At 73.0% G+C, this 21812-nt stretch carries 17 protein-coding genes; 5 read left to right on the forward strand and 12 right to left on the reverse strand.

Features of this window, described 5'->3' with window-relative positions:
• The first annotated feature begins 3 nt into the window (after window positions 1-3).
• Window positions 4-1017, forward strand: a complete 1014-nt coding sequence (locus tag JOD46_RS16555; protein ID WP_204395562.1) for a malate dehydrogenase — start codon at window positions 4-6, stop codon at window positions 1015-1017.
• Window positions 1018-1053: 36 nt separating this feature from the next.
• Entirely contained in the window at window positions 1054-1254 is a 201-nt protein-coding gene (locus JOD46_RS16560) for an HPP family protein (RefSeq protein WP_239562833.1), read from the forward strand.
• A gap of 79 nt (window positions 1255-1333) precedes the next feature.
• Here the strand turns inward: JOD46_RS16560 and JOD46_RS16565 are convergent, their stop codons facing one another.
• The 3 genes from JOD46_RS16565 to recQ form a co-directional block, all read right to left on the reverse strand.
• The gene (locus tag JOD46_RS16565) at window positions 1334-3460 is read right to left on the reverse strand and encodes an acyl-CoA dehydrogenase family protein (RefSeq protein ID WP_204395564.1); all 2127 of its coding nucleotides are present in this window, start codon (window positions 3458-3460) and stop codon (window positions 1334-1336) included.
• Between the two features lie 180 nt (window positions 3461-3640).
• Window positions 3641-4069 (reverse strand): hypothetical protein, encoded by a 429-nt coding sequence (locus tag JOD46_RS16570; protein WP_204395565.1) that lies wholly within the window; start codon window positions 4067-4069, stop codon window positions 3641-3643.
• A 111-nt stretch (window positions 4070-4180) separates the two neighbouring features.
• Window positions 4181-6193, reverse strand: a complete 2013-nt coding sequence (gene recQ / locus JOD46_RS16575) for a DNA helicase RecQ (RefSeq protein WP_204395566.1) — start codon at window positions 6191-6193, stop codon at window positions 4181-4183.
• 153 nt (window positions 6194-6346) lie between these two features.
• On the opposite strand from recQ, the gene JOD46_RS16580 reads away from it, so the two are divergent.
• On the forward strand, window positions 6347-7057 hold the full coding sequence (locus JOD46_RS16580; protein WP_204395567.1) for an SDR family NAD(P)-dependent oxidoreductase: 711 nt from the start codon (window positions 6347-6349) through the stop codon (window positions 7055-7057).
• Between the two features lie 30 nt (window positions 7058-7087).
• On the opposite strand, the gene JOD46_RS16585 is transcribed toward JOD46_RS16580, so the two are convergent.
• From JOD46_RS16585 to JOD46_RS16600, 4 genes are all read right to left on the reverse strand, one after another.
• Window positions 7088-7837 carry a copper resistance CopC family protein gene (locus JOD46_RS16585; protein ID WP_204395568.1) on the reverse strand — a complete coding sequence of 250 codons (750 nt, stop codon included), beginning with the start codon at window positions 7835-7837 and terminating at the stop codon, window positions 7088-7090.
• A gap of 1 nt (window position 7838) precedes the next feature.
• Window positions 7839-8585: a YcnI family copper-binding membrane protein gene (locus JOD46_RS16590; RefSeq protein WP_204395569.1), complete on the reverse strand. Its 747-nt coding sequence runs from the start codon at window positions 8583-8585 to the stop codon at window positions 7839-7841.
• Window positions 8586-8693: 108 nt separating this feature from the next.
• Window positions 8694-9320 (reverse strand): hypothetical protein, encoded by a 627-nt coding sequence (locus JOD46_RS16595; RefSeq protein WP_204395570.1) that lies wholly within the window; start codon window positions 9318-9320, stop codon window positions 8694-8696.
• A gap of 89 nt (window positions 9321-9409) precedes the next feature.
• Entirely contained in the window at window positions 9410-13135 is a 3726-nt protein-coding gene (locus JOD46_RS16600) for an ExeM/NucH family extracellular endonuclease (RefSeq protein WP_239562845.1), read from the reverse strand.
• A 239-nt stretch (window positions 13136-13374) separates the two neighbouring features.
• Between JOD46_RS16600 and JOD46_RS16605 the strand changes: the two genes are divergently transcribed.
• Window positions 13375-14373, forward strand: coding sequence for an EamA family transporter (locus tag JOD46_RS16605; RefSeq protein ID WP_204395572.1), 999 nt, complete (start codon window positions 13375-13377; stop codon window positions 14371-14373).
• 63 nt (window positions 14374-14436) lie between these two features.
• Here JOD46_RS16605 and JOD46_RS16610 read toward each other — a convergent pair whose 3' ends face one another.
• The 3 genes from JOD46_RS16610 to JOD46_RS16620 form a co-directional block, all read right to left on the reverse strand.
• Complete coding sequence (locus tag JOD46_RS16610) at window positions 14437-17067, reverse strand: DEAD/DEAH box helicase (protein ID WP_204395573.1); 2631 nt, start codon at window positions 17065-17067, stop codon at window positions 14437-14439.
• Window positions 17064-17729 carry a TetR/AcrR family transcriptional regulator gene (locus JOD46_RS16615; RefSeq protein WP_204395574.1) on the reverse strand — a complete coding sequence of 222 codons (666 nt, stop codon included), beginning with the start codon at window positions 17727-17729 and terminating at the stop codon, window positions 17064-17066. Before JOD46_RS16615 ends, JOD46_RS16610 begins: the two co-directional genes overlap by 4 nt.
• Window positions 17730-17824: 95 nt before the next feature.
• Window positions 17825-18856, reverse strand: a complete 1032-nt coding sequence (locus JOD46_RS16620) for a zinc metalloprotease (protein WP_204395575.1) — start codon at window positions 18854-18856, stop codon at window positions 17825-17827.
• Window positions 18857-19049: 193 nt separating this feature from the next.
• On the opposite strand from JOD46_RS16620, the gene JOD46_RS16625 reads away from it, so the two are divergent.
• The gene (locus tag JOD46_RS16625; protein WP_239562846.1) at window positions 19050-19376 is read left to right on the forward strand and encodes a putative antibiotic biosynthesis monooxygenase; all 327 of its coding nucleotides are present in this window, start codon (window positions 19050-19052) and stop codon (window positions 19374-19376) included.
• A 179-nt stretch (window positions 19377-19555) separates the two neighbouring features.
• Here the strand turns inward: JOD46_RS16625 and JOD46_RS16630 are convergent, their stop codons facing one another.
• Window positions 19556-20335 (reverse strand): DUF1353 domain-containing protein, encoded by a 780-nt coding sequence (locus JOD46_RS16630; protein ID WP_204395576.1) that lies wholly within the window; start codon window positions 20333-20335, stop codon window positions 19556-19558.
• A 457-nt stretch (window positions 20336-20792) separates the two neighbouring features.
• Window positions 20793-21713 carry an AEC family transporter gene (locus JOD46_RS16635; protein WP_204395577.1) on the reverse strand — a complete coding sequence of 307 codons (921 nt, stop codon included), beginning with the start codon at window positions 21711-21713 and terminating at the stop codon, window positions 20793-20795.
• Between the last annotated feature and the right edge of the window lie 99 nt (window positions 21714-21812).

The raw sequence follows: 21812 nt of genomic DNA on the forward strand, positions 1-21812 counted from the left end.
CGTATGAGCCGCACTCCCGTCACGATCACCATCACCGGAGCCGGCGGGCAGATCGGCTACGCGCTGCTGTTCCGCATCGCGTCGGGCGCGATGCTCGGGCCCGACACGACCGTGCGCCTGCGCCTGCTCGAGATCCCGCAGGGACTGCGCGCCGCCGAGGGCGCGGCCCTCGAGCTCCAGGACTCGGCCTTCCCCCTGCTCTCGCACGTCGAGATCACCGACGATCCCGCGGTCGCGTTCCGCGGCGCGAACGTCGCGTTGCTCGTGGGCGCGCGGCCCCGCACCGCGGGCATGGAGCGCGGCGACCTGCTCGAGGCGAACGGCGGCATCTTCGGCCCGCAGGGTCGCGCGATCAACGAGCACGCCGCCGACGACGTCCGCGTCGTGGTCGTGGGCAACCCGGCGAACACGAACGCCCTCATCGCCGCCGCGAACGCCCCGGATGTCCCGAAGGACCGCTTCACCGCGCTCACGCGCCTGGACCACAACCGCGCGCTCGGCCAGCTGGCCGCCGCCGTCGAGACGCCGGTCGGCGACATCCGCGGCATCACGATCTGGGGCAATCACTCGGCGACCCAGTTCCCGGATGTCGCGCACGCGACCGCGGCCGGCGACCCGGTGCCCGCGCTGCTCGCGGCCCGGCTCGGCGGCGTCGACGCCGCCCGCGAATGGCTCGACGGCACGTTCATCCCCCGCGTGGCCAAGCGCGGCGCCGAGATCATCGAGGTGCGCGGGTCGTCCTCGGTCGCGTCGGCGGCGTCGGCGACCATCGACCACGTGCGCGACTGGGTGCTCGGCACCGGCGAGCGCGGCTGGACGAGCGCCGCGCTCTGGTCGAACGGCGAGTACGGCGTGGCCGAGGGTGTGATCTCGTCGTTCCCCGTCACGTCCGAGGGCGGCGCATGGAAGGTCGTCGAGGGCCTGTCGGTCGACGAGTTCGCCCGACCGCGCATCGACGCGTCGGTCGCCGAGCTCGTCGACGAACGCGAAGCGGTGCGGGCGCTCGGCCTGATCTGACCCGGGCGGATGGCACGGCCGTCCTACGCTGGGATCATGGCCGATCGCGAACCGATGTCCCCTGCACGCCGACGCCAGCTCATCCTGGGCCTCGTCGTCGGCGTGATCGTCGGCGTGGCGGTGAGCGTGTGGACGGGCTTCTGGCTGTGGCTCGCCGCGGGAGTGGCCGTCGGACTCGCCGCGGGCGCCATCATGACGCCGCCCGGGGAGGACGACGGCCGGCCTTCCGGTCGCTGATCCGAGCCCGACGCTCGACCGCGCCCGCAGACGGGAACGGGCCGGGCGCCGTCGCGCCCGGCCCGCCCCGCGGCATCCGTTACCGCTTGGCCTTCTCGGACTTCTCGGGCACGGGCAGCGTGCCCGCCTCGCGCTGGGCGGCGTAGTACGCGCGCGCCTCGTCCTGCCGCTGCTGCTCCGCGCCCGACGCGATCGCCGCCCGCAGGTGCTCGGGCGCGAAGCCGAATGCGTCGACGAGGTCGAGCGCATACGGGCGCAGCCGCTCGACCAGGCGGTCGATGTACGCCGTGACGGCCTGCGCGCGCTGGGGCGAGAGGCGGCCGTGGATCAGGTACCACTCGAGGTGCTTCTCGATGAGGCCGAGGCCGAACAGGTCGCGCAGCCACGTGAGCACCTGCGTGGTGCCCGGGTCCTCGGTGGCGGCGAGGCCTCGCGTGAACGCCTCCCACTGCAGCAGCTCGGCATGCGCGCGCGCGGCCTCGATGAGCTCGTTCTGGTTGCGGTTGAACAGCGCCGCCGCCTCGGCCTTCGCGAGCTTGCGCGAGTCGCGCAGGCGCCCGGCGATCTCGGCGATCATCGCCTCGACCCGGTCGGTGAGCAGCTCGCGCTGGGTCTCCTCCTCGCGCAGCTCGTGCACCGAGCGGGCGGTCGAGCCGAAGTCGGCGATGGTCTGCGCGAGCCGGCGCAGGCCCGTGCCGTGGTAGGCGCGGTCGGCGGTCTGCGCCACGACGTACCGGGCCATCGCCCCCGCGTCGGCCTTGGCGAACTGCTTCGAGTAGTCGGTGAGCAGGCGCTTGGCGACCAGCTGGAGCAGCACGTTGTTGTCGCCCTCGAACGTGACGTAGACGTCGAGGTCCTGACGCAGGCCGACGATGCGGTTCTCGGCGAGGAAGCCGGCGCCGCCGCACGCCTCGCGCGCTTCCTGCAGCGTCTCGAGCGCGTGCCACGTGGAGAGCGGCTTGAGGGCGGCCGCGATGGTCTCGAGGTCCTGCCGGTCCTCGTCGGTGTCGGCGGCTCCCGAGAAGACCGCGTCGAACTTCCGCAGGAACTCGTCGTGCGCGAAGACCTGCGCGTAGGTCGTCGCGAGCCTGGGCAGCAGCCGGCGCTGGTGCCGCTGGTAGTCGAGCAGCACCTCCTCGTCGGTGTCGCTGCCGGCGTTGAACTGGCGGCGCTGCGTGCCGTAGGTGATCGCGATGGCCAGGCCCATGGCGCTCGCGGTCGTCGCGGCGCCGTCGAGCGAGACGCGACCCTGCACGAGGGTGCCGAGCATCGTGAAGAACCGTCGGCCCGGGCTCGGGATCGGGCTGGAGTAGGTGCCGTCGGGCGCGACGTCGCCGTAGCGGTTCAGCAGGTTCTCGCGCGGCACGCGGACGTTCGTGAAGTGCAGCCGGCCGTTGTCGATGCCGTTGAGGCCGCCCTTCAGGCCGTCGTCCTCGCCGCCGATGCCCGGCAGGAAGGCGCCCGTCTGGTCGCGCAGGGGCACGTAGAACGCGTGCACGCCGTGGTTCACGCCCTTGGTCACGAGCTGGGCGAACACGACCGCGGCGATGCCATGCAGCGCCGCGTTGCCGAGGTAGTCCTTCCACGCGCCGCGGAACGGGGTGTGGAGCACGAACTCCTCGGTCTCGGGGTCGTACGTGGCGGTGGTGCCGATGGACGCGACGTCGGATCCGTGACCCGTCTCGGTCATCGCGAACGCACCGGGCACCTCGAGGCTCATGATGCCCGGCAGGTACTTCTCGTGGTGGGGCGTCGTGCCGAGGTGCAGCACCGCGGCCCCGAAGAGGCCCCACTGCACGCCCGACTTGATCTGCAGGCTCGGGTCGGCCAGGACGAGCTCCTCGAACGCGGCGATGTTGCCGCCGTGGTCGTCCTCGCCGCCGAGCTCCTTCGGGAACGCCTTGTGCACCGCACCCGACTCGACCAGCAGCTTGAGCTGGCCGAGCACGCGTTCGCGGTGCTCCGGCATGGCCTGGCCCTCGATGCGCTGGAACGCGGGATCGGCGGCGCGGGCTCGAGCGGCCAGACGCGCCTCGGGCCAGGTGCCGAGCAGCTGGCGGCCGAGGGCCGCGACGTCGACCACCGGGGCGGCGTTCGCGTCGATCGGGGTGTTCGCCGGCGTCGCGGCGGCGGCACCCTGCGGGGTGCCAAGGCGCTCGACCTTCGGCGCGGGAGTGGCGTCGGTTCGGGATGCCGTGTCGACCATCGTCGGTTCGTCCTTCGTACGCGGATGAGGGCTTCGCTCCACGGTATGGCGGTGCTCCCGAGCACCGAAACGGTCCGTCAGCGGCCTACAAATCGCGGTTCGCGGCATCCGACCGACCTTGTGGCATCCCACAAAGGAGGCCACTCAGGCCGTTGGAGGATCGACAAGACCACGCTCGGATCAGTCGACGCTCGTGCCTCCGGAGACGAAGAACCGGCTCGCCTTGGGGGTCCAGAGCAGGATCACGAGCACGACGGAGACCGCGAGGCCGAGCCATTCGCCCACCACCGACGGGTCGCCGATGTAGGCCACGGCCATGAACAGCGAGCCGATGATCGAGAGCACCTGGAGCACCGTCACGATGAGCCTGGCCGGGTTGCTCCCGCGCAGCAGGCCGCCGCCGAGGACCGCCGTGATGAGGCCGACGACGATCGAGGCGATGGCGGCGGCGATGAGTCCGCCCGATCCGCCGAAGTTCGCGACCACCTCCTCGTTCGGCAGCAGCAGGAACAGCAGCACGCCCGAGATCATGTCGATGGCGCCCGCGATGAACGCGAGCGCCCCGATGATGGTGATGGTCACCGGTCGCTTCGCCTGGGTCGTGGACATGTCGGCTCCCCCTTCGCGCCCCGTGGCGGGCTCTGCGGCGAGACTAGTGAGCAACGGGACGGGGGCGAGGACCGAAGGTCCCGCGCCGAGCCCCTCGAGACTGCCGGCCGCTCAGGCCGCGTGGTCGGCGACCACGCGCACGAGCGCCTCGCCGTACGCCTTGAGCTTCTTCGCGCCGATGCCCGAGATGCCGTCGAGCTCGGCGAGGCTCGCCGGACGACGTGCGGCCACGGCCCGCAGCGTCGCGTCGCCGAACACGATGTAGGCGGGCACGCCCTGCTCCCGCGCCTCGCTCGCGCGCCAGGCGCGCAACGCCTCGAACAGCTCGGCATCGGCCGGCTCGAGATCGGCCGCCGCCGGCGCGGCGGGCCGCGCGGTGCGCGAGCCCCGGACCGGGCGCTCGGGCTCGGTGCGGAACGCGACCGTGCGATCGCCCGCGAGCACAGCCGCCGAGGCATCCGTGAGGGTGAGCACGCCGTACTCGCCGACCGACTGCAGCAGGCCCTGCGCGAGCAGCTGGCGCACGACGCCGCGCCACTGCGCCTCGGAGAGGTCGTCGCCGATGCCCCAGGTCGCGAGCCGCTCGTGGCCGTACTGCTCGACGCGCGCGGTGCGCTTGCCGCGCAGGATGTCGACGAGGTGGCCGGCGCCGAAGCGCTGGTTGCGCTCGCGCTGAAGCCGCACGATGGTCGACATGACCTTCTGCGCGGGCACCGTGCCATCCCACGATGCCGACGGTTCGAGGCACGTGTCGCAGTTGCCGCACGGCGCGCTCTGCTCGCCGAAGTAGGCGAGCAGATTCTGCCGGCGGCACTGCACGGTCTCGCAGAGCGCGAGCATCGCATCGAGGTGCGCGGCCAGCCGGCGCCGGTGCGCGAGGTCGCCGGGGCTCTCGTCGATCATGCGGCGCTGCTGCACGACGTCCTGCAGGCCGTAGGCGAGCCAGGCCGTCGCCGGCCGGCCGTCGCGGCCGGCGCGACCGGTCTCCTGGTAGTACCCCTCGACCGACTTCGGCAGGTCGACATGCGCGACGAACCGCACATCGGGCTTGTCGATGCCCATGCCGAACGCGATCGTCGCGACGACCACCACGCCCTCCTCGCGGAGGAACCGCTCCTGGGTGCGACGGCGCGTCTCGGCGTCGAGCCCGGCGTGGTACGGCATCGCGTCGACGCCGTTGCCCGCGAGGAACGATGCGAACTTCTCGGTGCTCGCACGCGAGAGCGCGTAGACGATGCCGGCGACCGGGTGACCGTCGGCGTCGCGTCCCTCGGTGCGCACGAAGTCGAGCAGCTGGCGCCGCACGTCGAGCTTGGGCGCGATGCGGTACTGGATGTTCGGGCGGTCGAAGCTCGAGACGAAGTGGCGGGCCTCGCCGAGCGAGAGCCGGTCGGTGATCTCGCGGTGCGTCGCCTCGGTCGCGGTCGCCGTCAGCGCGATCCGCGGCACGTCGGGCCAGCGCTCGGCGAGCTCGGCCAGCGCGAGGTAGTCGGGGCGGAAGTCGTGGCCCCACTGCGCGACGCAGTGCGCCTCGTCGATCGCGAACAGCGCGATCGTGCCGCGCTCGAGGAAGCGCTTGGTCTGCTCGGAGCCGAGGCGCTCGGGGGCGACGTAGAGCAGGTCGAGCTCACCGGCGAGGTAGGCGCGCTCGACCTGCGCGCGCTCGGCCGGAGTCTGCGACGAGTTGAGGTAGCCGGCGCGCACGCCGTTGCGCACGAGCGCGTCGACCTGGTCGTGCATGAGGGCGATGAGCGGCGACACCACGACGCCCGTGCCCTCGCGCAGCAACGACGGGACCTGGTAGCAGAGGCTCTTGCCGCCGCCCGTGGGCATGAGCACGACGGCGTCGCCGCCGGCCGCGACGTGCTCGATGATCGCGGCCTGCTCGCCGCGGAAGGCGTCGTACCCGTAGACCGTGCGAAGCGCCTCGAGCGGCGAGCCGAAGCGCGCGGGCGCCGCGGCGGGGGCGAGCGCGAGTGGCGCCGCCCCGACGGCCGATGCGGGCGCGGCGTCGAACGGAGGCGGGGGCGCGAACTCGTCGTCGGGCGGCACGAGCTCGTCGGGATCCCACGGCACCTCGTCGGGCCAGGCTCCGGCCGGCTCGGGGTTCTGGCTCCACGTCACCCGACGACCCTACCTGCCGGTGCCGACAGCCGTGGCGGCAGCCGTGCCCCGTCGCGCCAGGCGGCGCCGGTCGCGTCCTGGGGAGGACGAGTCGTGGTGCGAGAACGCTGTGAACCCGGATGCCCCGGCATCCGCTCGACGTAGGCTCGCGCCATGACGCAGATCGAGGGATCGCGCGCCCTCGTGGTCGGCGCGACGGGCGTGCTCGGCACGCAGCTGGCCGAGCGGCTCGCGAGCGGCGGGGCCCGCCTCGCCCTGCACGGGCGCGACGAGGCACGGCTCGCCGAGCGGGCCGCCGGCGGCACCGCGGCTGCGACGATCGCGGTGGACCTCACCGACGAGACCGCACCCGAGGCGATCGTGGAGCGCTCGGTCGCCGCGCTCGGCGGACTCGACGTGATCGTGCTCGCGGCCGGCGCGGTCGGGTTCGACGGCGTCGCCGACACGGCCGCGCAGGACCTCGAGACCCTGTTCACGGTCAACGCGCTCGCACCGATGCGGATCATCTCGGCCGCCCTGCCCGCATTGCGCGAATCCGCGCAGCAGGGCCGCGAGCCGACGGTGCTCGCGCTCACCGGGATCGTCGCCGAGCTGCCGACCGCCGGGCTCGCGAGCTACTCGGCATCCAAGGCGGCGCTCGCGGCGTACCTCGTGGCCGCGGGCCGCGAACTCCGGCGGAGCGGCATCCGCCTGCTCGACGCGCACCCGGGCCACACCGAGACCGGCCTCGCCGAGCGCCCGCTGTTCGGCACGGCCCCGAAGTTCCCACGCGGACACCAGCCGGGGGCCGTGGCCGACCGGCTCGTGCGGGCGATCGTCGACGGCGAGACGACGCTGCCGCCCGGGGCGTTCACCGGGGCCTGAGCCCCGCCGAGCGCCCCGGGCGGCGGAGGCTCACTCCTCGCGGCGCTCCGGTTCGGACGCGTCGTCCGCGTCGCCCGGCTCGCCTGATTCGTGCGGTTCGTCCGGTTCGCCACGGACGGCCGGCTCGGCCGAACCGTGCGTGACCGGAGCCGCGGGCCGACGGCGGGCCAGGAGGAACGCCGCGAGCCCGGCGACCACCACGACCGCGGCGCCGCCGACGACCCAGAGGAGATCTCCGAGGCCACCGGATGCCGCGGCATCCGCCTCGCCCCCCGCGCCGCCGCCGGCGTCCGTCGCCGCGCCGCCCGTCTCCGACCCGGCCGAGGCGCACGCCGGCGCGTCGGCACCGTCGGCGATCGGCTCGCCGTCAGCGGGCGCCCACGTGAAGCCGAACTCGCCCGTGATCGGGTGCCCGTCGGCGGAGACGACGCGCCATTCGACGGTGTACTCGCCCTCGGCGCCGAGCTCGACCGGGACGCTCGCGACCGGACCGTCGACGCTCGGGCACGCCGTCGCGTAGTGCCGGCCGTCGGGGCCGAGCACGTCCATGGCGGTCGCGCCCTCGACGTCGAGCAGGGCGTCGCTCGTCTCGATGGCGACCGACCCCGGCTGCGAGGTGACGGTCGACTCGGCCTTCGGCGACTCGCCGATCACGCGGTTGTGCGCGATCGCCGGCGCGGCGGGCCCGGCGAGGACGCCGGCTCCCACCGCGCCGGCGAGGAGCGCGAGCGCGGCGAGCGCGCGCGGCAGCGCACGCGGCGCGGTCTCGACGGAGCGCACGTCAGGCCTTCGATCCGCGGCGGGCGACGATCGCGACGACGAGTCCGGCCACGCCCACGGCGAGTCCGCCGATGCCGACGACGCGCGCGAGCGTGTCGACCGCCGCATCCGTCGCGTCGCCGCCCTGCGCGGTGGTCTCGGCGTCGGCCGCCTCCGGCGTGTCGGCGTGGTCGTCGCCGTGGCCGTGGGCGTCGCCGGCTGCGGCGGTCACCTCGATGGCCGGCGCCGGGTGCTCGGGCTCGGCTCCGTCGGCGCCGGGCGACTCGTTCCAGGCCGTCTCGCCCTCGACGCAGGTCTGGAGGACGGGGAACTCGAGACGCTCGCCCTCGCCCTCCTCGGGGAGGAGCACCTGGATCTCGAAGGTGCCGCGGTAGCCCTCGGGGATCGGCGTGTCGGCGGTGTAGACGACCTGGCCGACGCGCTCGGAGACGAGGTCGCCGTGCGCGCCCTCGACGGGTTCGTCGAGGGCGACCATGATCTTCTCGACGCTCCATCCCGCCTCGAGCGTGGGCGTGACGGACAGGATCTGCTCGGGGATGTCGACGGTGAACGCAGTCGTGGGCGAGCCGTCGCAGCCGTGGCCCGAGGCGAACTGGAGCACGGCGTACGAACCGGCGGCCGTCGAGTCGGGGGTCACGTTGACGTGCGCCTGCGCCGCGGCGGGAGCGGCGAGCGCAAGGAGGGCCCCGCCGCCGACGGCGGTCGCGGCGAGGGTCAGGGAGCGGGTGCGGGGGGTACGGGGTCGCATCAGGATGGTCTCTTCTCGTTTGGTGCACGGGCGCGCCGGCCGAGGGCTCGGCTCAGGTGGTTCGGCGCGCCGAAGCGTGCGGATGCTCGGTATGGGGATCGTGGCCGCTCAGGCGGCGGACGATGCCCACGGCGGACCGCGATGACGCAGCGAGGAGAGGAGCAGGATGCCGAGGCTCGGCGGGCCGAAGCGGAGCGCCGCGGTCACGCGCGGCGCAGCCGGCGGGGCGACCACCCCGTGGAGCACGGCGGCGACGAGCCGGAATCCGCGGACGACGGTCCCGAACGCCACCGAGACCGCGGAGGCGGCGCGCTCCACGAGCACGAGCGCCACGACCGTCGCGGCGGCCGCGACGAGGTGCGCGAGGGGCATCGTCACGGCGTGGCCGTGGTCGACGACGAGGGCGCCGCCGGCGAGATGCACGACCGGGGCGTCGTGGCCCCCGTGCGCCCCGAGGCCCGAGGAGGACGTCGAGAGGCGCGGACCGGGCGTGCCGACGGCATAGAGCAGGTGCAGCGCGGCCTGCGCGACGAGGGCGGCCGCCGAGGCGCGCACGAGCGGCATCCGCCGACCCGTCAGCACCATCGCGAGGGGCGCCGAGAACGCCAGCGACAGCGTCAGCGCGAGGGGTCCGGGCGGGGTGCCGCCGCCGATCGTGTGCGCGAGCGAGGCGACGAGGGTCGCGAAGGCGGCGATCGCCGCCCCGCGCACCGCGCGTGCACCCCGGGTCGTCACCCCTCCAGCCTAACCGGCCGCCATCGCGGCCCCACGACGCCGAACGGCCCCGGGCGCGAGCCCGGGGCCGTTCGTCCGCTGGGGGCGGGTCAGCCGATGTTCAGCGTGAACGAGCTCGTCGTTCCGGTGCTGGGCACCGAGACGTCGAACCGCTGCACGCCGCTGAGGCCGGCGGGCACCGTGAAGGTCACGGTGCCCTTGCCGATCTCGTCGACCGTGGGGGTGTAGGTGCGATCGACCGTCGCCGTGGCGAGCTGCTGCCCGCCGAAGGAGACGACGACCGTGCCGGCGGCCGGCTCGTTCCGGCTGAAGTCGAGCGACGACAGGTTCACCGTCACCGACTCACCCGGGGCGTACGTGCCGTCGCCCTGGACCACCACGCCGACCGCACGCTGCTTGGTGTCGGGCGTCGCGGTGCCGAACTCGTCGAAGTAGTCGACCATCGACTCGAGGTCGATCTTGCCGCTGTCGGCCTTGTTCGTGCCCTTGCCGAGGGTGAAGAAGTTGTCTCCACCGGAGGCGAGGAACGAGTTCGCGCCCACAGAGTACGTCGCCGCGAGGTCGAGCGGCTCACCATCGAGGAAGATCTCGGTGATGTGCGCGCCGGCTGCCGCGGTGGGGTCGTACGTGTAGGTCAGCCCCGCATTGACGCCGAGCTTGAGGAACGGACGCGACGCCCCCGAGGGCTGCCACTGCTCCTCGAGCACGGCCTTCACCTGGGCACCCGTGAGGTTCATCGTCACGAGCGTGTTGGCGAAGGGCTGGACGTCGGCGGCCTCCTTGTAGGTCACCTCTCCGGCGGCCAGGTCGGCGCGCAGGCCGCCCGGGTTCATGAACGCGATGTCCACGTCGCGCGTGCCGTCCTCGTTCAGCGACCACAGCTGCACGTCGGCCACGAGGTTCCCGAGCGTCGACTCGCCGCCCCGGTTCTCGGGGAACGAGCTCGCACCGGCCGGGTTCGACGCCACGGCGCGACCGAAGTCTGCGCTCGCCTCGCCGAGCACGACGCTGCCGAGCTGGGACGCGACTGCCACGGCCTCGTCCACGATGGGCTTCACCGCGGGGTCGTCGGGGTAGAGCGGCGTGGAGCCGTCCATCAGGTTGAAGATCTCGTTCTTCATCGTGAAGGACTTGGTCGCCCGGTCGTACTGGATGTCCATCCGGGAGAACCGCTCGCCGTACTGGCCGCTCGAGATCACCGGCATCGGGGCGCCCGAGGTCCGCTCCACCACGTGGTTGTACGCCAGGTGGGTGTGACCCGACACGATGGCGTCGACGTTCGCGTTGACGCCGGTGACGATCTTGCCGAAGCGGGTCGCGGGATCGACCGCCGACGCCTTGGAGGTGTCGACCGCGCCCTCGTGCACGAGGAGCACCACGATGTCGGCCTCGCCGTTCTCCTTCTTGCCATCGCTGAGCTGGTCGGCGACGCGGTTCGCGGCATCGGTGGGGTCACCCACCGTGATGTCCGCGATTCCGGCCGGGCTCACCAGCGAAGGCAGCTCATCGGTGACCGCACCGACGAAGCCGATGGTCACGCCGTCGAAGGTCTGCGTCCAGTACTCCGGGAGCGCGGGCTCCGCGGTGCCCTTCTTGTAGACGTTCGCGCCGAGGTACTCCCAGAGCGCCATCGGCATGACCCGGTCGGTCAGGTCGGCGAAGCCCTGGTCGAACTCGTGGTTGCCCACGGAGCTCACGTCGAGACCGGCCGCGTTCAGCGCCTCGATCGTCGGCACGTCCTGCTGGATGAAGGACGTGAACGTCGAGGCACCGATCATGTCGCCCGCGGCGGCGAAGATCGTGTTCGGGTTCTCCGCACGGATCTGCTTGACCGCCGACGACAGCGCAGCGATGCCGCCCGACGGGGTCGACTGCTCGATCCGGCCGTGGAAGTCGTTCACCGTCACGAGGTCGATGTCGACGGTGCCGGGCACCTTCTCGGAGGCCACGCCGACGAGGATCGGGTCGTGGTCGCTCGAGCGGAAGGGCGTGCCCGCCTCGGCGGCGGTGCCCCAGTACTCGCGCTGCGACCACTCGGGCGAGTTGATCGACCACACGGCGGCCTTCGTCACGCGGTCGCTCGCGGCCGGCGACGCCAGCACGTGGTCGAGCGAGCCGAGCTCGCCGTCGAACGTGTACGTGTACTGGCCGCGCGCCTTGGTGAAGAGCAGGTCGTTCCAGCCGGCGTCGGTGAAGACCTTGATCGGGTCCTCCTTGGCGTACGAGTTGAAGTCGCCCACGAGGTAGATCGCGTTCTTGCGACCCTCGGAGAGGGTGTTCGCGAACGCGAGCAGCGACTGGGCCTGCTCGGTGCGCTCGTCATTGAAGGCGTCCTGACCGGCCTGCGGGGTCGGGTCGGTGCCGCCCTTCGACTTGAAGTGGTTCGCGATGACGGTCACGAACTGCTTGCCGTACTTGAAGGTCTGCGCGATCGGCTCGCGCGCGATGTCCCACACGGACTCGTCGATCACGGTCTGCGCCTCGCCCGAGAGCTTCACGACCGCGGGCTTGTAGATGATCGCGTTCGTGATGTAGTCGGTGATCGCGGCGTCGTGCAGCGCGTCGGGCGTGCGGACGTAGTCCCACACCTTCGACCCCGCAGCCTTGTTCAGCGCCTTCACGAGCGTGGCGAGCGCCTCGTCGGGCGCCTCGCCGAGCTTGACCGAGTTCTCGATCTCCTGGAGGGCGACCACGTCGGCGTCGAGCTTGTTGATCGCGGTGACGATCTTCGACTCCTGGATCGCGAATTCCTCGGCGGTCTCGGCGCCGCGCGCGTCGGGGTTGTCCTCGGCGAGGGTGGTGAAGTAGTTCAGCACGTTGAACGACGCGACCGTGATGTCGCCGCCGACGGCCGGAGCGTCGGGCTGGCGGAGGTTCGCCGCGGTGAACGTCGGCTTGAGGTTCGCCGGGCTCGTGTCGTTGATCGGCGTCGGCGGCTGCAGGCGCCAGTTGCCGAAGTCGTAGCTGAGCAGCGATCCGCCGGCGGGGAAGGTCACGTTGTCGCCGTTGCGCACGACGACGCCCTTCGTGAAGTAGGGCTGGTCGCCGGGGTGCGCGTCGTTGTCGACGCGGATGCTGTAGCCGTCGTCGAGGAGGAGCCGGGCGTTGTTGTTCGCGGTGGTGATCGAGGCCGCGGCCGACGTGCCAGGCGCCTGGGTCTCGAACGCCTCGACGGGCATGGCGCTTCCGGCGCTGGTCCAGAGCTCGCCGAAGTTCTGCAGGTTGTGGCTCGAGACGAGCTTGTACGTGCCCGAGGGCCGGACGAGCATGCCCTCGAACTGCTCGCGCGAGCTGCCGAGCACCGTGTTGGCGAGCGGCGTCACCGCGGGGAGGGCGACGCCCGACGACACGACCTCGACCGAGGATCCCGCGCCGGACGCGTTGATCTGGGTGACGGTGTTGAACTCGCCGGCCCGGCCCGTCACGCGGACGAGATCGCCGATGGCGACCGAGACGGAGGAGGCCGAATTGCCGAGGAACACGAAGATGCCGTCGGATGCGCCGGGCGTGGCATCCGTCGTCCCGCCGGAGCCGGCGGTCTGGATGTAGATGCCGCGGTAGCCGCCGGTGCGGTGGTCGCCCGTCACGACACCCTCGACCGTGACGACCTGGTTGATCAGCGGCGTGGTCGCGGTGGTGCCCTGCACCTGCGCGATCGTGTGGGTCACCTCGGCGGCCTGGGCGGGCGCGATGCCGAAGAGCGACAGGCCGACGGCGGACGCCGTGGCGAGGGCGGCGGCCGTCGCGAGGCGCCTCGGCGCCCTGCGACCGGCCGTGGCGCGCCGGGGGGCCGCGCCGGGGGAACGTTGCTGCATTGCGTGATCTCCTCTGCAAGACGGATGCCGGAGCTCGCGGTGGCGCTCCCCGGGCGTCGCGTGCATCGCCCGGCTCGCGGACGACGCTGATCCGCAGCCTATGTTCCGCCTGTGGGCGTGGGAAGACCCGTGGCCGACTCGTCACCTCCGGTTCAACGATTCGGCCGAATTTGCTCATATGAGCAGCTGCCGTCGCTCATCTGAGCGCGTGTCGACGGTCGCCGGTAGGCTCGCCGACGATGCTCACCGCGGCCCTCTCCCTCACCGGCGCACTCGTCTACGGCGCCGCCGACTTCCTCGGCGGACTCGCGTCGAAGCGCATGAGCGCGATCCTCGCGACCGCGATCGCGGCGGTCGCCGGGCTGGTCGTCATGCTCATCGCGCTGCCGCTGCTCGGCGGCGAGTGGACGACGGCCGACCTCGCGTGGGGCGCGGTGTCGGCGGTGGTCGGCGCGCTCGCGATCGTCCTGCTCTACGCGAGCCTCGCGATCGGCCCGATGAGCATCCTGTCGCCGCTCACGGCGCTCATGTCGGCGATCACGCCGATGCTGTGGGGCACGCTCGTGGGCGCGGAGCGGTTCGGACCGCTCGGCGTCTGGGGAATCGGCCTCGCGCTCCTCGCGGTCGTGCTCGTCGGCTTCGTGCCCGAGCGCGGCGCAGTGCGCCCGAGCACCCGCGGCCTGCTGCTGGCCGTCGGGTCCGGGCTCGCCATCGGCGGGTACTACATCGTCATCTCCCACACGTCCGACGAGTCGGGCGTCGTGCCGCTCGTGGCCAATCGGGTGGTCGCCGCCTCGCTCCTGTTCGGCGCCGTCGCCGTGATCGCGATCACCCGGCGCGCGCGCACGCGGGTCGCGATCCCCGCCGGCGTCGCCGCCGGCGCGAGGAAGCGACCGGCGGAGGTCCCGGTCCACGCGACCCGCACTGCGCCGGCTTCGGATGTCGCTGACGCGCGCACGGGCGCGGCGGCGGCTCCCGACGGCGCCGCGCACCGCGCGTTCCTCCCCCGGGCGGTGATCCTCGCGCTCGCGTGCGGCGTGCTCGACGCGGTCGCGAACGTGCTGCTCCTGCTCGGCATCCGGGCCGGCGACCTCGCGGTCGCGGCCGTGCTCGGTGCGATGTACCCGGCGGGTACCGTCATCCTCGCCGCGGTGGTCCTGCGCGAGCGGATCGCGCCCGTGCAGTGGGCGGGGCTCGCGCTCGCGTTCGTCGCGGCGGGCATGCTCGCGCTGGCGTAGTCCACGCGCGTCGCGGAGGCCCGGAAGCTGGCCGCCTGTCGGCCCGGAAGTCGGGCTCGGGGCCTACAGCCGCACGACCTCCGTGATCCGCACGACCGCGGTCCCCTCCTCGGCCGACGCCTCGAGGTCGACGTCGCCGCGGATGCGCCAGTCGTGGTCGCCCGCCGGGTCGTCGATCACCTGTTCGACGCGCCAGCGGCCGCTCGCGGCATCCGTCTCGTCGATCGTGACGAGCCGCGGCGAACGTGCCGGCCCGCCGACGCCGATCGCGTCGTGGTCGGCGTAGTACGCGTCGAGCGCCGCGGGCCAGTCGACGTCGGGGTCGAGTTCGGCGAGCTCCTCGTCGCGCTCGAGCGCCGCGAGCTGCACGCGCCGGAACAGCTCATTGCGCACGAGCACCGTGAACGCGCGACGGTTGGTCACGACCGACGGCGGCGCGGGCGGCACGACGGGCTGCTCGTCCTCTGGCAGGTGCGAGGACGGGTCGACGAGCTCGGACCACTCGTCCACGAGGCTCGAGTCGACCTGGCGCACGAGCTCGCCGAGCCACTCGATGAGGTCGAGCAGCTCCTCGTCCTTCGCCTCGTCGGGCACGGTCTGCCGTATCGCCCGGAAGGCGTCGGAGAGGTAGCGCAGCACGAGCCCCTCGCTGCGCTGCAGCTGGTAGAACGACACGTACTCGCCGAACGACATCGACCGCTCGAACATGTCGCGCACGACCGACTTGGGGCTGAGCTCGAAGTCGCGCACCCACGGCTGGCTCGACGCGAACGTCTCGAACGCGTGGGCGAGCAGCTCGTCGAGCGGCTTGGGCCAAGTGACCTCCTCGAGCAGCGCCATCCGCTCGTCGTACTCGATGCCGTCGCGCTTCATCGCCGCGACCGCCTCGCCGCGCGCGCGGAACTGCTGCTGCGACAGGATCGGCCGCGGGTCGTCGAGCGTCGACTCGATGATCGACACGACGTCGAGCGAGTAGTGGCCCGTGCCCTGCTCGCTCGTCTCGGGGTCGAGCAGCTCGATCGCGGCGAGCGCGAACGGCGACAGCGGCTGGTTGAGCGCGAAGTTCGGCTGCAGGTCGACCGTGAGCCGCAGCTCGACCCCGAGCCCGCCTCCGGCGCCGGCGCCGGCGCCGGCGCCGCGATCCGACCCCCTGGGCTCGTCAGCGGCGGGCGAGGGCGAGCCGGCGGGCACGATCTCGACGACGCCCGCGTCGCGCAGGGTGCGGAGGATCCCGAGCGCACGCCGCGCGAGCTCGTACTGCCGCGCGCGCGGCTCGTGGTTGTCGAAGACGAGCGAGCGGATGGCGCGGGGCACGTCGCCGCCGCGGCCGATCACGTTGATCAGCATCGCGGCCGTGAGCTTGAGCTGCGGCACGAGCGGCTCGGGCTCGGCCGCGACGAGCCGCTCGAACGACCCCTCGCCCCACGTGACGAACCCGGCCGGAGCCTTCTTGCGCACGACCTTCTTGAGCTTCTTCGGGTCGTCGCCGGCCTTGCGGATCGCGGTCTCGTTCTCGATCTCGTGATCGGGCGCGAGCACGACGACGTTGCCCGCGGTGTCGTAGCCGGCCCGGCCCGCGCGCCCCGCGACCTGGTGGAACTCGCGGGCGCTCAGCTGCCGCATCCGCTGGCCGTCGTACTTCGAGAGCGCGGTGATGAGCACCGTGCGGATCGGCACGTTGATGCCGACGCCGAGCGTGTCGGTGCCGCAGATGACGCGGAGCAGCCCGCGCTGCGCGAGCGTCTCGACGAGGCGCCGATAGCGCGGCAGCATGCCCGCATGGTGCACGCCGATGCCCGCGCGCACGAGCCGCGAGAGGGTCTTGCCGAAGCCGGTCGTGAAGCGGAACCCGCCGATCGCCTCGGCGATCTCATCGCGGCCCTCGCGGCTCACGACGCGGATCGACGACAGCGCCTGCGCGCGCTCCATCGCGGCGGCCTGCGAGAAGTGCACGATGTACACGGGCGCCTCGCGGGTCTCGAGGAGCTCCTCGACGGTCTCCTGCACGGGCGTCTTCGCATACGAGAAGTGCAGCGGCACCGGGCGGTCGACGCCCGTGACGCGCGCGGTGTCGCGGCCCGTGCGACGCGTCAGGTCATCGGCGATGGCCGTGACATCCCCGAGCGTCGCCGACATGAGCACGAACTGGGCGTGCGGGAGCGTGATGAGCGGCACCTGCCACGCCCAGCCGCGGTCGGGGTCGCCGTAGTAGTGGAACTCGTCCATCACGACCTGGTCGACGGGCGCGTCGGCGCCCTGTCGAAGCGCGAGGTTCGCGAGGATCTCGGCCGTGCAGCAGATGATCGGCGCGTCGGCGTTGACCGAGCTGTCACCCGTGACCATGCCGACGTTCTGCGCGCCGAAGATGTCGACGAGCTGGAAGAACTTCTCGCTCACGAGCGCCTTGATCGGCGCCGTGTAGTAGGTGCGACCGACGGGACGGCCCGCCTCGCGGTCGGCGGCCGTGCGGGCGACGGATGCCGCGTGCGCCGCGACCGCGACGAGCGACTTGCCCGTGCCGGTCGGGGTCGAGAGGATCACGTTCGCGCCCGAGACGATCTCGATGACCGCCTCATCCTGCGCCGGGTAGAGCGTGAAGCCGCGCGCGGACGCCCACTCGACGAACGCGTCGTACATCGCGTCGGCGTCGTACGGGCGCGGGGCTGCGTCGAGCAGGGTGAGGGTGGCGGTCATCCGTTCGAGTCTGCCGCATGCGCGGCGAGCGCGGCGCCGGCTGCCTCGGCGAGCGCGGCGCCGGCGAGCGCGGTCGCCGCGCGCTCCAGGTAGGCGCGCCGGACCGCGATGCGCGCCGCCGGGTCGGCGGCGACGGCCGCGCCATCCGCGCCATCCGTCGCGCCCGTCACCAGCTGCCGGTCGAGCTGCGCGATCACCGGCCACGCGTTCACGAGCGTGACGATCGCGAGCAGCAGCTCGCCCGCCGCCTCGCGCCCGAGGCCCGGGAGCATCGCCTGGAACCGCGCGACCTTCTCCGCGTGGTACTCGCGACGCGCGTCGGCGACCGCGTCGGCGCCGAGCTCGAGGCCCTCCCAGAACACCAGGCGCGGGATCGTCTCGTCGCGCAGGTGGTGCTCGAACAGCCGCCCCGCGTAGTCCCCCACGGCGTCGGGGCCCGTGCCGAGCATCGGCACCTCCTCGACGAGGTCGCGCAGGCGCGTGCCGAGCACGGTCGCGAACAGCTCGTCCTTCTTGCCGAAGTACTGGTAGATGCGCTCCTTGTTGACGCCGGCGGATGCCGCGATGCGATCGACGCGGGCCCCCGCCAGCCCGTACCGGCTGAACTCCTCGGTCGCGGCGTCGAGCAGCAGGCGCTTGGTCCGCTCGGTGTCCCAGGCCATGCGCCCATCCTACGAACGCCGACTGGGTGGCGGCCGGGCGGCCGGGCGCGCGTCCGCGGTGCGGGCGCGGGCCCGGCGGCGGGCGGCGCCGGCGGTCAGGCGGGCGCGCCGGCCTGCGCCCCGACCAGCTCGACGACGCGCCGGCGGTACGCCGCCGCGAGGCCGTCCTCGCCCGGCGCGCCGGGCAGCTCCTCACCGCCGCCGATCGAGCCGAGCGCCGATCCGGCGCGCGAGCGCAGGTCGGCGAGCTCGTCCGCGGTGTGCGGGTAGAGCACGTTCAGCCCGCGCCTGTCGCCATCCGAGAGGTTCTGGCCGTCGGTCGTCGGCGCGCAGCTGCTCGGGTTCGAGCGGTAGAAGAAGTCGGGGAACCGGTAGAGCATGACGGATGCCGCGTCGAACGGTCCGGCGATGACGTCCGGGTCCTCCTCGGTGCGCAGGTTGTGGTCGACCTTGGCCCGCGACCACCGGTTCGGCGGCCCCGCGAGGAACGTGTAGATCCCGGGGCGCTTGCCCGCGGCATCCGGCACGAAAACGCCCCGCGCGTCGGTCGTCGGCACATACCCGTCGTCGTCCTCCCACCGGAACTCGCTCTCGCACGTGCCCCGCATGTTCTGGTGCGAGTGATGGAAGCCGAGCGCGTGCAGGAACTCGTGGCGCACGGTGCCCTCCCACTTGGCGGGCCGGTCGGTGTCGTACTCCCCGAGGTTCAGGCTGCGCGAGCCGGGGTGGCCGCCCACGGGGTCGCCGGGCCGTCCGATCGTGGGATCGGTGCTGTCGGTGCCGACGAGCGAGAAGTAGCCGTCGGCGTCGAAGCTGACCCGGATCTCGGCGGCGTACTCGGTGTCGGCGGTCGTCCATCGCCGGTACGCGCCGGTGCCGGGGTCGCGGCCGAAGTCGAGCCGCAGGTTGCAGCTGTCGGTGATCTGCTGCGTCGCCGAGACGATGTCGTCGTGCAGCGCGGTGTCGCCGCCGAGGAAGGCGACGCGGACGGTCGACCCCACCGGCCAGCGGCCGAGGTCGGTGACGATGAACTCCAGCCCGGCCGCGCCCGAGGAGGCACGCCGACGCCAGCGGTCGCGGACCTCGATGGCCGCGACGGTCTCATCCGGAAGCGATTCGAGAAGCATGGCGCATCCTTTCGCGGATCCGCGAACGGCCCCCACCGTTCTGGCGACGGGTCCGGTGACGTCACGCACGGTACTCCTCGCGGTGGGCAGCGGCATCAGTGGTCGCACCGATCCGGATGCATCCGGCGGGAATATCGACGGGCCGTCCTGAATTACAACTCTTCAGTTGGAATTTCTCGCGGAAGGCACTCGCATGACCTCGAACCCCATCACCCCGGCCGGCCTCGATGCCGCACCCGCTGCGATCGCGTTGCCGGCCGCCTCCGCCGCACCCGCGCCCGCGGCCCCGGCCGCATCCGCGGCGCCGTCCGTGCACGTGCGCGCCGTCATCACCTGGCTGGCCATCTTCCCGCTGGTCTCGATCGGCATGCTCGCCATGGCCCCCTTCACCGAGTCGTGGCATCCGGTGCTGCGGGCGCTCGTGCTGACGCTCATCGTGGTCCCGCTCGCGGTCTACGTGGTCGTACCACGGCTCCTCGGCGTCCACGCGCGGCTCGGGGCACGCCGGGGCGTGCGCTGAGCGATCCACGCTCGAAAAGGGGGGAGCCGGCCTGCGCGGCCCATTCGGGTGGGTTCTCGCGCGGCCGGCTCTCCGGTCGTCCGCCGCGGTGACAGTTCCCCCTGCATGTCCGCGGCCGTCCGACCGGTACCTACGCTACGGATGCCGCGGCGCGGGCGGATCAGGGGAAACCCTGAACCTCAGCCGCGCGGGTCCTCCTCGCCCGGGCGTGGCACCGCGCCCGGGCGTGGCACCGCGATCGTCGGCCGCACCACCGACGCGGGGTCGCCGCCGCTGACGAGCTCGACGACCGCCTCGACCGCGCGGAACGCGACGAGCGCCGCGAGCTGGAGCAGCAGCAGCGGCCCGAACCCGGCGAGCGAGAAGGTCAGCACGAGCACGAGCGGCGCCAGCCGGCCCCAGGCGAGCGCGGCCGCGAGCGGAACGAGTGCGAGCAGCAGCCACCACGGGCCGGCGACGACGGCGAGCACCACGGCGGCCACCGCGAGCAGCACGCCCGCACCGACCTGGCCGAGCAGCACCCACCCGAGCACGCCGCCGAACTCGCGCTCCCGATCGGCCGACACCCACGCCCACATGAGCCGCGCGCGCAGTCGCGGCACGCCCTGCTCGCGCAGGCCGGTGTGGAACACGCGGTCGTCTTCCCGACGTTGCGCGAGCGCGGCGCGGCGGTCGCCGAGCTCGGCCGCGACCCGCGACCGCTCGTCGTGCAGGATCGCCGGCGCGGACTGGCGCCCGTAGCTCGCGATCAGCCCCCACAGCGGGCTCGGCACCGACGCGAGGTCGGTGACGCCGTGCGGCAGCGGCGCCTCGCCCGCCGCGGGCGCACGGTACCGGCGGCCCGTGAGCGGGTCGACGTAGACGATCGCCTCGCGCAGCTCGAAGCGATCGGCCGCGGCCGGACGCTGCGCGAGCGCGATCGCCTCGAGCGGGGTTCCGTCGTCGCGTTCGAACGGCACGTGCGCCTCCTCGGGTCGGGTCCATCCTGCCGCCTGCGGCTGACGCCCGGGCGGCACGCCTCGCCGAGCCGCCGACCCGCCGGCGCGGTCTGCAGGACGAGACGCGCCATACTCCCGAATGCGGCTCCATGGAGCGGCTCATCCTGCGAACTCCACCAAGCCGTCAGCCGGGTTTGCAGGACGACACGCGCCGCACTCCCGAGTGCGACGCCGTGCCGCGGCTCATCCTGCGAACTCGGGCGGGCCGCCATCCGCAAGCGCATGAGGTTGCGCCGGATGGGCGTCGCCGACGCTCCGTCGAGCGGATTCCCACGCGCTCCCGAACACGCGGAGCCACGGATGCCGCGGCAGCGCACTGCGCGCAGGACGAGCCGAGACGGGAGATGCGGCAGGCGGAACGGTGACGGCACGCGGATGGCGCGCCGCGCCACGCGCCGACGGCGCTTCCCTCCCCCGCTCAGCCGAGCAGCAGCGAGATGCCGAGCAGCACGGGCACCGAGCCCACGGTCGTGAGGAACACCGTGTCGCGCGCGACGATCTCGGCCGTCTCGTAGCGCTGCGCGAAGTTGAACACGTTCTGCGCGGTCGGCAGCGCCGCGAGCACCGTCACGGCGTACAGCGAGCGCCCCTCGAGCCCGAAGGCGAACCCGCCGACCGCCCACGCGATCGCGGGCATCGCGAACAGCTTGAGGATCGCCGCGAAGACGACGTCGCGCAGCCCTGTGCCGGGCTCGAACATGCGCTTCCCGTGCAGTGACAACCCGTAGGCGATGAGCATGAGCGGCACGGCGGCCTGGCCGATGAGCTGCACCGGGTCGAGCACGATCGGCGGCAGCTCGAGCCCCGACACCGAGACGAGCACGCCGAGCAGCGACCCGATGATGATCGGGTTCGTGAACGTCGAGCGCAGGATGCCCCCGGCCGAGGTGCGGCCCTCGACCGTCGCGCCGAGGATCGCGAGCGCGACCGGGGCGAAGAGCAGCAGCTGCAGCAGCACGATCGGCGCCGAGTACGCGGCATCCCCCAGCAGGTAGAGCGCGATCGGGATGCCGATGTTGTTGCCGTTGACATAGCCGGAGGCGAGCGCGCCGATCGTCGTGCGCGCGACCCCGCGGCGCAGCAGCACCAGGGAGACGACCGAGAACACGAGCATGACCGCGACAGCCGCGATCGCCGAGACGGGCAGCAGGGCCGAGAACAACGCGTGCACGTCGGCGGTCGCGAGCACCGAGAACAGCAGGAACGGCGAGAGCACGCTGAAGTTCAGCCGCGCGAGCACCGGGCGCGCGTTCGGGCCGAGCACGCCGGTGCGCGCGGCGAGCCAGCCGACGAACACCGCGAGGCCGATGACCGCGAAGCCGGTGAGGATGTCGATCACGCCTCACCGCCCGAGCGCCGGGCCGACCGCAGCCGGCCGGGGACGGGCGTCGGGGTTCCCGCGGGGATCGCCGTCGATCCGGCGCGGGGCGCCCGGCAG

The sequence above is a fragment of the Agromyces aurantiacus genome, assembly GCF_016907355.1.
Lineage (GTDB): Bacteria > Actinomycetota > Actinomycetes > Actinomycetales > Microbacteriaceae > Agromyces > Agromyces aurantiacus.

What these genes read in the sequence shown, in the direction of transcription:
- JOD46_RS16555 (WP_204395562.1), top strand. Translation starts at nt 4, where the DNA reads ATGAGCCGCACTCCCGTCACGATCACCATCACCGGAGCCGGCGGGCAG.
- JOD46_RS16560 (WP_239562833.1), top strand. Translation starts at nt 1,054, where the DNA reads ATGGCCGATCGCGAACCGATGTCCCCTGCACGCCGACGCCAGCTCATC.
- JOD46_RS16565 (WP_204395564.1), bottom strand. Translation starts at nt 3,460, where the DNA reads ATGGTCGACACGGCATCCCGAACCGACGCCACTCCCGCGCCGAAGGTC.
- JOD46_RS16570 (WP_204395565.1), bottom strand. Translation starts at nt 4,069, where the DNA reads ATGTCCACGACCCAGGCGAAGCGACCGGTGACCATCACCATCATCGGG.
- JOD46_RS16580 (WP_204395567.1), top strand. Translation starts at nt 6,347, where the DNA reads ATGACGCAGATCGAGGGATCGCGCGCCCTCGTGGTCGGCGCGACGGGC.
- JOD46_RS16590 (WP_204395569.1), bottom strand. Translation starts at nt 8,585, where the DNA reads ATGCGACCCCGTACCCCCCGCACCCGCTCCCTGACCCTCGCCGCGACC.
- JOD46_RS16600 (WP_239562845.1), bottom strand. Translation starts at nt 13,135, where the DNA reads ATGCAGCAACGTTCCCCCGGCGCGGCCCCCCGGCGCGCCACGGCCGGT.
- JOD46_RS16605 (WP_204395572.1), top strand. Translation starts at nt 13,375, where the DNA reads ATGCTCACCGCGGCCCTCTCCCTCACCGGCGCACTCGTCTACGGCGCC.
- JOD46_RS16610 (WP_204395573.1), bottom strand. Translation starts at nt 17,067, where the DNA reads ATGACCGCCACCCTCACCCTGCTCGACGCAGCCCCGCGCCCGTACGAC.
- JOD46_RS16615 (WP_204395574.1), bottom strand. Translation starts at nt 17,729, where the DNA reads ATGGCCTGGGACACCGAGCGGACCAAGCGCCTGCTGCTCGACGCCGCG.
- JOD46_RS16620 (WP_204395575.1), bottom strand. Translation starts at nt 18,856, where the DNA reads ATGCTTCTCGAATCGCTTCCGGATGAGACCGTCGCGGCCATCGAGGTC.
- JOD46_RS16625 (WP_239562846.1), top strand. Translation starts at nt 19,050, where the DNA reads ATGACCTCGAACCCCATCACCCCGGCCGGCCTCGATGCCGCACCCGCT.